Source organism: Quisquiliibacterium sp. (genome assembly GCF_982640115.1).
On the sequence record NZ_CEXFHW010000020.1, the window covers coordinates 20,395 to 33,332 of the forward strand.

Below are 12,938 nucleotides of genomic sequence, written 5' to 3' on the forward strand. Positions count from 1 at the left end.
AAGACGCACCCGGGTTGGCACAATCCGCCGCCCTGCCCGGAGCCCGAATGAACCCTGCCGCCGACGCTGGCATCCCAAGCCCGCCCCACCCCGACCGGGCCCTGGTGTGGTTCCGGCGCGACCTGCGCGCCCACGACCACGCCGCCCTCGCCGCGGCGCTCGCCGCCCACCGCCAGGTGTGGTGCGCCTTCGTCTTCGACACCGACATCCTCGCGCCGCTGCCGCAGCGGGCCGACCGCCGCGTGGCCTTCATCCACGACAGCCTGTTGGCGCTCGATGCGCGGCTGCGCGAGCAGGGCGGCGGCCTGATCGTGCGCCACGGCCGGGCCGTCGAGGTGATCGCCCGCCTGGCCGACGAGCTCGGCGTGACCGCGGTGTACCTGAACCGCGACTACGAGCCCGCCGCGGTCACACGCGACCAGGCGGTCGAGACCCGGCTGGCGGCCACGGGCCGTCGCCTGGTGAGCCTGAAGGATCAGGTGGTCTTCGAGCGCGACGAGGTGCTCACCGGGTCGGGCACGCCCTTTTCGGTGTTCACGCCCTACCGGCGGGCCTGGGAGCGCCGCCTCACCGCCGAGCCCGACGCCATCGCCGAGCGCGTGGTGCGCGCCGGGCAGCGGCTGGCGCCCCCACCGCCCGGCGAGCGCATGCCGAGCCTGGCCGACATCGGCTTCGAGCCGGTGGACCTGGCCTCGCTGAACATCCGACCCGGCAGTCCGGGCGGCGAGGCGCTGCTGGCCGATTTCGCCCGACGCATCGGCGGCTACGGACGCGATCGCGACTTCCCGGCGGTGCGCGGCCCGTCCTACCTTTCGGTGCACCTGCGCTTCGGCACGGTGTCGGTGCGCGAACTCGCGCGCCTGGCTCGTGCAAGCGCGAGCGACACGGCAAGCGCCGATGGCGCCTCGGTATGGCTGGGTGAGCTGATCTGGCGCGACTTCTACTTCCAGATCCTGCACCACCATCCCCGCGTGGTCGATGCCGCCTTCCGCCCCGAGTACGACCGCATCACCTGGGAAAGCGGCCCCGTGGCCGAGCGGCGGCTGCGTGCCTGGCAGGAAGGCCGCACCGGCTACCCGCTGGTCGATGCCGCCATGCGCCAGCTCAGCCACAGCGGCTACATGCACAACCGGCTGCGGATGGTGACCGCCTCCTTCCTGGTGAAGGACCTCGGCATCGACTGGCGCGAGGGCGAGCGCTGGTTCGCCCGCGAGCTGATCGACTTCGATCTCGCCGCCAACAACGGCGGCTGGCAGTGGGCTGCCTCCACCGGCTGCGATGCCCAGCCCTGGTTCCGCATCTTCAACCCGGTGACCCAGTCGCAGCGATTCGACCCGCAGGGCCGATTCATCCGCCGCTACCTGCCGGCGCTCGCCGCCCTGCCCGATCGGGCAATCCATGCGCCGTGGCTGGTCGCACCGCTGGAACTGGTCGGTGCCGGCATCCGGCTGGGAGAGAACTACCCGCGGCCGGTGGTGGCCCACGACGCCGCGCGCGAGGCCACGCTCGCACGCTACGCGGTGGTGAAGTCGCCCTCGGACCTCAGCCCGAGTTCGCCTGACGCGGCACCGGCCGGGTGAAGCGGGCAAGCAGCGCCAGCAGTTCGTCCTCCGGGTAGGGTTTGCCGAGGTAGGCATCGACGCCCAGCTCGAGAGCGTGGTTGCGGTGCTTGTCGGCGGTGCGCGAGGTGATCATCACGATCGGGATGCGCGCCAGACGGGCGTCGGCGCGCAGGTGGCGCAGCAGCTCGAAGCCGTCCATGCGCGGCATCTCGATGTCGAGCAGCATGGCGTCGGGCACGACTTCCTCGAGCTGGCGCAGCGCATCCACGCCGTCGCGGGCGAGGAGCACCTGATAGCCCTCGCGGCTGAGCAGCCGCTGGGTGACCTTGCGCACGGTCAGCGAGTCATCGACCACCATGACCAGCGGCGGCAGCGCCTCGGGCATGACCGCCTCGATGGCCGGCGCCGGCAGACTGCGCTCCAGGCTCTCGCCCGCCGCCAGCTTGGCGAGCACCACCAGATTGACGATCAGCACGATGTCGCCGTTGCCCAGCACCGTGGCGCCGGTCAGGCCCGGCACGCGGGCGGCCTGCGCGCCCACGCTCTTGACCACCACCTCCTGGTTGCGGGTGACCTCGTCGGCATGCACCGCAATGCGCTGGTGACCCGCACGAATGATCACCACCGGCGAGAGGTGCTGCGCCAGCGGCACCAGCTCCGGCAGCCCGGCCAGGCCGCCGAGATAGAAGAGCGGTACCACCTGCTCCTGCCAGAGCAGCGAGCGCTGGGCGTAGGCATCGGCCAGCGCCTGCGGCTTGAGCTGCAGCACCTGTTCGACGCTGGACGAAGGCACGGCAAAGCGCGCGCGCCCGGCCGACAGCAGCAGCACCTGCGAGACTGCCAGCGTGAGCGGCAGGTGCACGGTGAAGCGGGTTCCCCGGCCGGTCTCGGTCTCGGTCTCGATGCGCCCGCCGAGCGAGGCCACCTCGGCGCGAACCACATCCATGCCCACACCGCGACCCGAGAGCTCGGTGACGCTGGCGGCGGTGGAGAAGCCCTGCACGAAGATCAGGTCGGCGAGCTCGCGATCGGAGAGCCGGGCATCCTCGGCGATCAGCGACTGGGCCAGCGCGCGCTGGCGGATGCGGGCGAGGTCGAGTCCGCCACCGTCGTCGGCGAAGGCCAGCACGATCTCACGCCCCTCCTGCCGGACCTCGACCCGGATCTCGCCGGTCTCGGGCTTGCCGCGGGCCTGGCGCGTGGCAGGCAGCTCGATGCCGTGGGCAACCGAGTTGCGCAGCAGGTGCTCGATCGGGCCGGCCATGCGCTCGAGCACGCCGCGATCGACCTCCACCGTGGCGCCACGGATGTCGAGGTTGACCCGCTTGTCGGTCTCCTTGGCGGCACGGCGCACCACCCGGTAGAGCCGGTCGGCGATCGAGCCGAACTGGACCATGCGCGCGCGCATGAGGTCCTGCTGCAGGTCGCGCAGCACCTGACCCTGCCGGTGCAGGTCCTGGCCCGCACCGTCGAGACTGCGCAGGGCGTGGCCCTGCACGGTGGCCACATCGTTGACCGACTCGGCCAGCATGCGGGTGAGTTCCTGGAAGCGGGTGTAGCGGTCGAACTCCAGCGGGTCGAAGGTGCGCTCATGGTCCTTCTGCTGGGCGATCCGGGCCTGGATCTGCGTGTCGGCCTGAATCTCGATCTCGCGCAGCTGCGCCCGCAGCCGTCCGACATTCTCGGTGAGTTCGAGCAGCGACTGGCGCAGCACCGACAGCTCGTTGTCAAGGCGCGAGCGCGAGATCGACACCTCGCCCGCCTCGTTGACCAGCCGGTCGAGCAGGTCGGCGCGCACCCGCACCAGCGGCGCCGGGGCCGCCGGGGCCGCCGGGACCGAGGCCGGCAGCGCCGGTGCGGCCGGCGCCAGGGGCGGCAGCGCAGCGGCCGCCAGGGCCTGCTCGCCACCGCCAGACGGCGCGCCGCCGGTCGCGCGATCGGCCTGGGGCGACGCAACCGTCGCATCGTCCGTTGCGGCGCGCGGGTCGGCCAGCGGCGCAGCGCCGGCGGCCGCCTGCGTCGACACCGGCTCGGCGGGCGCGGGTGCCGCCGGCAGGCTGGCCGCCGTCGGCCGGCGCAAGGCATCGAACAGGGCCATCGCCTTGTCGGTGTGCGCGATGAGCTCCTCGATCCGGGCCGGGTCGGGCACGGCCAGCACGGCCAGTTCATCGACCCGGGTCTCGGCATCGTGAAGCAGCTGGCCCAGGTGCATGGCGCCGGCCATGCGGGCGCTGCCCTTCACGGTGTGCAGGACCCGCATCAGCGCCTGCGGCAGGCTGGCATCCTGCGGCGCAGCCGCCCAGGCGCGCAGACTCTCGCCGATGCGCGGCAGGTCATCGGCCGCCTCTTCGAGGAAGATCGGCAGCAGCTCCGGGTCGATCTCGTCGGCGGGCGGCGGCTCGACCGGTTCGGCCGCGATCACCTCCGACGCATCCGGGTCATCCAGGAGCGGCAGCAGTTCCGGAGCCGGTTCACCGGCCCAGCGCTCGGCCAGCTCGTCGAGGTCGGCGAGCAGGGCCGGGTCCTCCATCGGCCAGTCGCCGCCGGCAAACCGGTGCAGCATGCCGTGGATCCGGTCGATCGCCGCCGCGACGCGCGTCAGCTCATCGGGCGCGACCGCCCGCCGTGATTGCGACTGGCGGTGGTAGGCCAGCTCGAGGGCCTGCGCCAGCCGGTGCACCGTGTCGAGCTGCATCACCGCCGCACCGCCGCTCAGGGAGTGCGCCGCACGCAGCGCATCGGCAGACACATCCCGGCCGGGTTGCGCCTGCCAGTCCTCGACATCGGCGCGCAGGGCCGTGATCAGCTCATCCGCCTCGGAAAGGAAGATGAGGTAGAGCGGGCGGCTAAGCTCGCGGTCCCCGATCCGGACCGTGTCAGGGGCCGTCTGCGGCTCGTCCGCCAGCACCGCATCGGGTTCGTCCACCAGCACCGCGTCGGGTTCGTCCACCAGCACCGCGTCGGGTTCGTCGAGCAGTACCGCATCAGGTTCGTCGAGCAGCACCGCATCAGGTTCGTCGAGCAGCACTGCGTCAGCCGCATCGGGCAGCGCGCTTGCAGGCTCGTCGGGCTGCACCGCAACCGGCTCGTCGAGCATCGCAGCCGGCACAGGCGCCGCCTCGATCTCGGGCGGCGGCAGCGGGCGGCCCTCCCGCAAGGCCTGGGCAGCCCGGGCAAGCGGCTCGGGATCGATCGGCGGGCGCTGTCCTGTCCGCAACGCCGCCACCCAGCCGATCATCGCGCCATGCGCGCGACCAACGAGGTCGAAAAGGTCAGGATCGCCAGGGGAGCTGCCAAGCGCGAAACGATGGTTGAACAGCTCCTCCATCGCCCAGGCCGCCGCGCCGAAGGCCTCCAGTCCGACCATGCGGCTGGAGCCCTTGAGGGTGTGGAAAGCCCGCCGCAAGGCGACCAGCGGGGCCTGATCCCGCGGCGCAGACTCGGCACAGGCCACCTGCTCGGCGATCGTGCCGAGCACCTCATCGGCCTCGTCCAGGAAGATGCCGATCAGCTCGTCATCGGCGGTGGCCATGGGCTCGACAGGGGCCGGCGGCGGCGGCACAGCCGTGGGCGGCTGCTGCAAACCCGAGGCCGAACGCCCCGAGGGCCGCACCGGACCGGGAAGCGCCCGGGTGGCATCGGGCGAGACCGCCGGCGCAAGGCTGGAGAGGGTCCAGTCGGCCTGCTCGAGCGCCGCCAGCGGATCGGGCGCTGCCGGATCGCTCGCTGGTTCGGCCGGTGCCTCGCGCACGGCAGGCGGGCCGAGCCAGTCAGGACCGCTGGCAAGCCCGGCGTGGATCAGACTGCTGTCGAACTCGATGGCTTCGACATCCGGCACCAGACGCTGCTCCGGTGTCTCGATCCGGGGCAGGGCTTCGACCGCCTTGGCAAACACCGGCAGCAGATCGAACTGCGGTTCGGAATCGCCCATGCGTACCGGCTCGGCAGTCGGGGCCTCGCCGGGCGCCGGTGGCATCAGCGCGGTGGCGGGCGTCTGCGCCGGCGGCGCCAAGGAAGACTGCACGGGCAGGGACGCCGCTGCCGCAGGCCGTTCGCCGCCCGGCTCGGCGGCGGGAACGCTCAGGTCGGCACGGAGCTCACCCGTCGTCTCGTCGACCCAGAAGCGTCCGCCGCCCTGACCGCCATGCCCCAGCGAGTCGATGAAGAACCCGAGCGCACCCAGGCTGGATGCGATCCGCCATGCCGGATCGGCAGTCTGCTGCGCTGCAGGGGCGGTGTCGCTTGTGGACGCGTTCGGCGGGAAATCGCCAAGCTGATCGGCAACAAGGTCGGCGCCGCGCGCCACTGCATCATGGCCGAACAGGCGCAAGGCACCGGCGATCTGGCGCAGCCCGGCCACGCACTCACCCAGGGAGTGACCCGCCGCCGGATCGGCCAGCGCTTCGTCGAGGGTCTTCTCGATCACCCGCAGCGAGGCCTGCGCCTCGGCCACGAAGGCTGCGGTGGTGGCGCGCTCCTGCGCCGCGCGGCCGAGTTCGCGCATCCAGCCGGGCAGCGCTGCCGGATAGTCCCTTCCGGCCAGGGCGGCAGAGAGCCGGTCGCTGGTCTCGATGCCACGACGGTCATGGGCCGGGTCAGGGCGCCCGCCCTGCTCGAGCGCCTGCTCGAGGAAGAGGATGGCGGTGGCCACCTCGAGCGCCACCGCATCGGGCATCTGCCCCTGCTCGACACCGGGCACCCGGCGAACCTGGGCCAGCGTGCGGCTCAGCGCCTGCAGACCGACCGCCGGCAGGGCATCGAGCGGCGCGTGCAGCGCGTCGAGCGCTTCGAGCAGCACCGGTGCGTCACTGAGGCTGCCGCGCGAGAGGCGGTCGAGTGCACCGCGTGCGCGTCCCAGGGCCTCGCGGGCCTGACGCATGGCGCGGGCATCGATGCGCCCGGCCGGGGTGAGATCCGCCGCATCGGCGACACCCTCGCCGAGGCCGAAGGCGAAACGCACCTCATCGACCGCGGCATCGCCTGGCAGCGCGAGATTGATCGCATACAGCATCTCGGCCAGCAGGCGTTCGCCCGCCACCGGCTTGGACTCGAGCGTGCCGCGCAGGTGCAGATTGAAACGGGCGAGCAGCCGCTTGGCCGTGGCGTCGAGCGGCACCCGCCCGCCATGCAGACCGCTGAAATAGGCGTCGGCCACCCACCAGAAACCGAGGTCGCTCAGACCCGGCACGGAGGCACGCACGGCACTCACGGCACGCCGCATGAGGCGCGGACCGATCGGCGAGGCGGGCTCGCGGATGGCCTGCAGCAGCCCCTTTTCAAAGGCGGTGCGCATGGCCGCGATCGGCGGGGCATCGGCCGCCGGCGCCGGCGGCAGCGGTGCGTCGGCGAGCGCGGCAAGCCTGGGGCTGAACAGGTCGGCGGGGTTGGCCGGGCCGGCCTTGCGGGCCTGCAGCAACTGCTCGTAGACCGGGAACAGGCGCACCGGCCGGTCGGGCCGGCCGGCGGCGAGTTCATCGAGATAATCGACGAAGGTCTGCAGCGCGTTCATCAGCAGACCGGCGATCGTCGGCGTGAATACCGGATCGCCCCGCTCGCAGGCCGCGAGCAGGGCCTGCGCCTCGCGGATCACCGGCTCGGTGCCCGCGACGCCGATGAAGCCGAGCACGCCGCTGAACTGCCCGAGCAGCCGGCTGGCCTGCTGCAGCCCCGAGAGATCGACGGCCTCGAGACTGAGCTGGCGCTCGAGCGTGTCCTCGATGCGCGCGAGGGTGGCGCGGATCTCGGGGAGACACCAGGAGAGACTGACGGGATCGCAGGCCATGGCGATGCTCACGCTACCTTGAAGCGCGAGACGGAACTCTTCAGCTCCTGCGCAAGTTCAGCCAGCTGCCGGATCGAGCCCGCGGTCTGCAGCGTGCCCTCGCTGGTCTGCTCGGTGACCAGCAGGATGCGCTGGATCGACTGGGCCACGGTGCCGGCCGAAGCCGCCTGCCGTGACGTGGTGTTGGAGAAGTCCTCGATGAGCTCGGCCAGGTGGGTGGAGACCCGGCCGATCTCGCCGAGCGCGCGGCCGGCATCATCGGACAGCCGGGTACCCTCGACCACGCCCTGGGTGCTGCGCTCCATGGCCGCCACTGCGTTCTGGGTATCGGTCTGGATGGTCTTGATCAGACCGGCGATCTGCCGCGTGGCCTCGGCGCTGCGCTCGGCCAGACGCTGCACCTCCTCGGCCACCACCGTGAAGCCGCGCCCGGCCTCGCCGGCCGAGGCCGCCTGAATGGCGGCATTGAGCGCCAGCACATTGGTCTGCTCGGTGAGGTCGGAGATGAGTTCGACGATTTCGCCGATCTCCTGGGAGGACTCGCCCAGCCGCTTGATCCGCTTGGCAGTCTCCTGGATGTGATCACGAATGCCGTTCATGCCGGCGATCGCGGTGTGCACCGCCCGCGCGCCCTCCTGCGAGGCGGTGAGCGAATGCCGCGCCACATTGGCCGACTCGGCCGCGCGGGCCGAGACCTCGTTGATCTGCTGGGCCATGCGCAGCACCGATTCGCCGGTGTCACGGATCTCGCGGCTCTGCTGCTCCGAGGCGGTCTGCAGGCTCGAGGCGATCATCTGCGCCTGCGAGGATGCCTCGTTGACCATCTCCGCGGTGGCATTGATGCGCGACACCAGGCTGCGCAGCTCCTCGACCGTGTAGTTGACCGAATCGGCGATGGCGCCGGTGATGTCCTCGGACACCGTGGCCTGCACGGTGAGATCGCCGTCAGCCACGCCCTGCAGCTCATTCATGAGCCGCAGGATGGCCGCCTGGTTCTGGTCGTTGGCCTGCTTGGCGTCCTGCTCCAGACGTTCGGCTTCGCGCAGCCGGTGCTCCACCTCCTGGGCACGGGCCCGGGCCTCGAAGCGCCAGGCGCGCAGCAGGCCAAGACCGGCCGATGCGGCCAGCATCACGCCGCCCAAGGCGAGCCACAGCCGCCAGAGTCGGTCATCGGGGTCGACCACGGCGCGTGCGCGCATCTCGTCGAAGCGCAGGCGCAGGGCATCGACCTCGCGATCGAGTTCGATCGCCTGCCGGGTCAGGGCCTCGGCGGCGGCCGGATCGAGCGCCGCCACCCGGCCGGCGAGATCATCGACGCGCTTCCAGGCAGCGCGCAGCGGCGCGAGTCCGGGCGCCACCGCCTCGGACAGCGCGATCGGCTCACCCTGCGGGCCGGCCGATGGCGCATCGAGACGCGCGACCAGACCAGCCAGCGACTGGCGCGAACGGCGCAGCGCGGCCAGCGCGACCTCGCCGGAAGCCGGAGCCCGCAGCGCGGCGCGGCCGATCTGCTGCGACTGGATGGTGCCGTCGGCAAGGGCGGCCACCACCAGCGCCTCGCGTTCGGTCTGCCAGCGGTCGAACCCGGCCACGGCCACCGCGATGGCCAGACCGGCGACCAGCAGTGCCAGCAGACCGGCGAGCTCGCCACGCCGCGGCGTCTGGATGCGGCGCGCCACGGCGGGCGTCTTGCCCGCGCCCGCTGCGGGGCCCGCACCGCGCTCCGTGGCGGACGGCGCGGCTGCCGCGGCGGCTTGCGCAGCCGCCGGCCGCGGCGATGCTGCCGATGCGGTCGATGCGGCCGATGCTGCCGGGCGGCCCGGCGCCAGCGGGCGAGCGGTGGCCGGCGCATCCGGCCCTGCCGGGCGCGACCCGGCCGACGACACGCCCGCCCCGGCAGGCGAGGCCGGGCGCGCCGCGCCGAAGCGGGAATCCGGAGCCAGCCGATCAACTGCGAAGGCCGGGTCGTCATCGGCGATGGCCGAGTCACCGAAGATGGTATCGGGCTCCGGCCGGTTGCGGGTCACCGCCGTGTTCTGGAAGAAGGTGCCGAGCCTCACCGGCGCCCCCCGCAGGAGGCCTGGCAGCCCGATGGGCAGCAGCAGGCGCGCATGCTATCGGGCCACCGCCAGGAAGCGCTCGTCGGCGGCCAGCCGCGCGAGACTGAGCTCATGCCACTCGCGCCCATCCGGGTCGACCAGACAGCGACCGGCCCAGGGAAGCGGCAGATCCGACGATGGCTCATGGCGCCAGCCCGAGGCATCGTTCAGACCAAGCATGCGGCTGACCAGCAGCGCGGCGTTCAGGTTGAGGCTGGCCGAGATCGCCAGCAGCCGCGACTCCTTGGCCAGCGGCGTGAAACCGCCGCCGCTGAACCGCAGCAGGTCCGACACGCCGAACAGGGTGCCGCGCAGATTGACCAGACCGCGGAACCAGTCGCGGGTGTTGGGCACCGGGCTCATCTGCGCCGGCACCGGCACGATCTCGCCGGCCTCGGCAAGATCGACCAGCCAGCGGCGCTCGTCGATGGCCATGCCCAGCCGGGCCACTCTGGGCGAGGCGCTGGCATTGCGGAGCCGCTCGGCAAGCCGCTCCTGGAATTCCCGCAGATGGGACTTGGTTTCGCCGTCGAAGGCCATGGCCGGCTCAGCTCACCAGGCCGGCCACGCAGGCCAGCAGGTCGTCGGGCTGGACAGGCTTGACGAGGTAATCGCGCGCGCCCTGGCGCAAGGCCCAGATCCGGTCGGTGGGCTCGGCCTTGGTCGAGCAGACCACCACCGGAATGGCGCTGGTCTCGGGATCACGGCTGAGGTCGCGGGTGGCCCGATAGCCGCTGGCGCCAGGCATCACCACATCCATCAGGATCAGATCGGGACGCTCGGCACGGGCACGGACGAGCCCATCGGCGCCGTTGTCGGCGGTGATCACCGCGTAGCCGCGCCCGAGCAGCAGCTCCGAGAGGAACTGCCGCTGCGTGGGCGAGTCATCGATGATCAGGATCTTGCGGCTCATGCCGGGTCCACCGCGTCAGCCGACGCGGGCTCGGGCGCCGACGGCCGGGCATGCTCGGCCACGGCCTTGAGCAGCGTGTCCTTGGTGAACGGCTTGGTGAGGTACTGCTGCGAGCCGACGATGCGGCCGCGGGCCCGGTCGAACAGCCCGTCCTTGGACGAGAGCATCACCAGCGGCGTGCGGCCGAAGCGCGGGCTTCGGCGGATCAGCGCGCAGGTCTGGTAGCCATCGAGCCGCGGCATGAGGATGTCGCAGAAGATCAGGTCGGGGGCGTGGTCGGCCACCTTGGCCAGGGCGTCGAAGCCGTCCTCGGCCAGCACCACCCGGCAGCCCGCCTGGCCGAGAAAGATCTCGGCACTGCGCCGGATGGTGTTGCTGTCATCGATCACCATCACCGTCAATCCGGCGATCTCGCGGGTCTGGCTCATGGAGTGGCTCTTGCAGCGCCGCAACGCCGCGGTTCAGAGGGGGGAAAGGCATGGTACGCCGCCAGGATCGCGGCACGCCGCGCCTCCGACCGAAGGCGCGGAGGCCGCGACGAGCGAGCCGCCGCAGGCGCTGCCACGCTGGGCGCCGGCCTCATCGGCCGGCGCCGGGTGCTCAGGGCGCCCAAGGCTGCAGCCGAACCAGACGCAGCAGTTCGCCGCTTGCCGCATCGACGAACGCGACCAGATCGCGCTTGCCGCCGCGCACCGGGTACCAGCGTACCGCGTCCTCGGCCCGGTCGACCGACTTCAGGGCCGCATCGACCTCGTCGGCCGGGTTGAACTGGCGCAGACGCGCCACGGCCTGGGCCTTGGCCAGGCCCTGACGCCGCACCGTGTCGTAGTCGGTGTAGTAGCGCGGTAAAAGCCGCAGATCGATGCCCTTGGTGGCGGCGGCCAGCAGCAGGCGGCTGCGCTCCTGGGGGTCTTCCGGCAACTGCGCGCCCACCACCCGCGGGCCGGTCTGGCTCAGCACCCGGAAGCGCTCGGGGGCCAGCGCAAGCTGCTCGGGGTCGATGTCGGCATCACTCACCAGCTCGAAGCGGTCGACCGCAAAGACCATGAATACCGGCCGCGCCAGATGAACCGCATGCACGCCATAGGCGAGCGCCCCGATCTGCAGGGCGGCGATCACCGCCAGGTCGAACACCAGGCTGCGCTTGCCCTTGCGATAGACCACGAAGGTGAGCGCCGGCCCCAGGATGACATCGCAGGCGCTGACCAGCAGCAGCAGTTGCGGCGCGCCCGCCGCCACGAAGATCGGCCATGGATACCAGAGCGCGATCATGACCGCGAATACCGCGGCGGTGACGCCGACGCTGATCAGCAGATGCAGGCCGGCGGCGCGGGCGCGGTCAGCCAGCGCCGAGGGCGCGGACGGGGCGGGTTTCAGGGGGGCCGAAGGCCCGGCAGCGTCGGGCAGGGTGTTCTCCATGGCAGGGGATCAGGGGTTGCTGGAACCCCGATCTGAACCCGCCGCCACGGCCCGGGACAAGGCCACTCTGACGGATGGAAGCCGTCAGGCGCCGGAACGCCAGTGCGCGGGCCTCAGACCTCGACCATCTCGAAGTCTTCCTTGCGCGCACCGCACTCCGGGCAGGTCCAGTTCATGGGGATGTCCTCCCAGCGGGTGCCGGGCGCGATGCCGTCATCGGGCAGGCCGGCCGCCTCGTCGTAGATCCATCCGCAGATCAGGCACATCCAGGTACGGTTGCTGTCGCTCATGAGGGGAGACCGGTGTCGGGGTGAACGGGTTGCGGACAGCCCGATGGTAACCCGATCGCGCCGGGCCGCCCGCCCGCGGATCGCGCCTTGCCTGCGTGAGGCTCAGACCCGCCGTGCTCAGCGGCAGTCAGCTGGCCGGAACTTCGTGGCCAGCGTGCCGGCGCAGGTCCAGACGATCTGCGAAGACACCGGCGCGCCCGTGGACGGCAGGGCATTGCCGCCCGATGACGGGGTCAGCGTGATGGTGCTGCCATCGGCAATCTTGGTGCCGTAGGTGATGGTGATCACCCCGGTGGCGGCGGTGATGCCGATCGACTTCACCTTCTGGGGGTCGCTGACCGGCGAGGTATAGCCCCGGCTGTAATCGGTGGCACCGACCCCGGCATTCTCCACCACCATCAGCTTGGCCTCGCTCGCGAGCGCGAGACCTTCGGACACCCGGGCCCGCACCGCGTAGTCCTGGTAAGCCGGGATGGCTATCGTGGCCAGGATGCCGACGATCGCCACGACGATCATGAGTTCGATGAGGGTGAAACCGCGCGCGCGCCGGACCATCAGGAAATCCTCGACAGGAAATGCGAGCGAGCCCTCCGCTCAACGCGTGAAGCCTATCTCATTCGGAATACATGACGAGGAAAAATGCCCGCTCGGGCATGCCATCGCGCCGGCCCTGAACGGCAAAAAGGCCGGCTTCCTCGCGGAAACCGGCCTCGGGTCTGCCCGAGCCCCCCGGCATCACGCCAGGCGACCCGTACCTTCAGGCATCAACGGCAGTCGGCAGGACGGAACTTCGACGCCAGCGTGCCGCCGCAGGCCCAGACGATCTGGTTGGACACCGGCGCGCCGGTGGTCGGCAGGGCCGCACTGTTCGAC

Annotated in this window: 8 protein-coding genes and 1 pseudogene; 1 reads left to right on the forward strand and 8 read right to left on the reverse strand. The window is 71.6% G+C overall.

Annotated elements, in window-relative coordinates:
- Positions 1–47 precede the first annotated feature (47 nt).
- The gene (locus tag AC2H6A_RS04210) at positions 48–1,580 is read left to right on the forward strand and encodes a cryptochrome/photolyase family protein (protein WP_484271885.1); all 1,533 of its coding nucleotides are present in this window, start codon (positions 48–50) and stop codon (positions 1,578–1,580) included.
- Here the strand turns inward: AC2H6A_RS04210 and AC2H6A_RS04215 are convergent.
- The 8 genes and pseudogenes from AC2H6A_RS04215 to AC2H6A_RS04250 all read right to left on the reverse strand — a co-directional run bounded on the left by AC2H6A_RS04215 (position 1,543) and on the right by AC2H6A_RS04250 (position 12,620).
- Positions 1,543–7,344 carry a hybrid sensor histidine kinase/response regulator gene (locus tag AC2H6A_RS04215; RefSeq protein WP_484271886.1) on the reverse strand — a complete coding sequence of 1,934 codons (5,802 nt, stop codon included), beginning with the start codon at positions 7,342–7,344 and terminating at the stop codon, positions 1,543–1,545. The genes AC2H6A_RS04210 and AC2H6A_RS04215 overlap by 38 nt on opposite strands.
- Before the next feature lie 8 nt (positions 7,345–7,352).
- Positions 7,353–8,492: pseudogene (locus AC2H6A_RS04220) on the reverse strand (methyl-accepting chemotaxis protein); the annotation flags it as partial.
- Between the two features lie 966 nt (positions 8,493–9,458).
- Complete coding sequence (locus tag AC2H6A_RS04225) at positions 9,459–9,983, reverse strand: chemotaxis protein CheW (protein ID WP_484271887.1); 525 nt, start codon at positions 9,981–9,983, stop codon at positions 9,459–9,461.
- Between the two features lie 7 nt (positions 9,984–9,990).
- Positions 9,991–10,356, reverse strand: coding sequence for a response regulator (locus AC2H6A_RS04230; protein ID WP_484271888.1), 366 nt, complete (start codon positions 10,354–10,356; stop codon positions 9,991–9,993).
- Complete coding sequence (locus tag AC2H6A_RS04235; protein ID WP_484271889.1) at positions 10,353–10,784, reverse strand: response regulator; 432 nt, start codon at positions 10,782–10,784, stop codon at positions 10,353–10,355. Before AC2H6A_RS04235 ends, AC2H6A_RS04230 begins: the two co-directional genes overlap by 4 nt.
- Positions 10,785–10,956: 172 nt before the next feature.
- Positions 10,957–11,775: a TfpX/TfpZ family type IV pilin accessory protein gene (gene tfpZ / locus AC2H6A_RS04240; RefSeq protein WP_484271890.1), complete on the reverse strand. Its 819-nt coding sequence runs from the start codon at positions 11,773–11,775 to the stop codon at positions 10,957–10,959.
- Between the two features lie 113 nt (positions 11,776–11,888).
- On the reverse strand, positions 11,889–12,065 hold the full coding sequence (locus AC2H6A_RS04245) for a rubredoxin (RefSeq protein WP_484271891.1): 177 nt from the start codon (positions 12,063–12,065) through the stop codon (positions 11,889–11,891).
- Positions 12,066–12,182: 117 nt separating this feature from the next.
- Positions 12,183–12,620: a pilin gene (locus AC2H6A_RS04250; RefSeq protein WP_484271892.1), complete on the reverse strand. Its 438-nt coding sequence runs from the start codon at positions 12,618–12,620 to the stop codon at positions 12,183–12,185.
- Between the last annotated feature and the right edge of the window lie 318 nt (positions 12,621–12,938).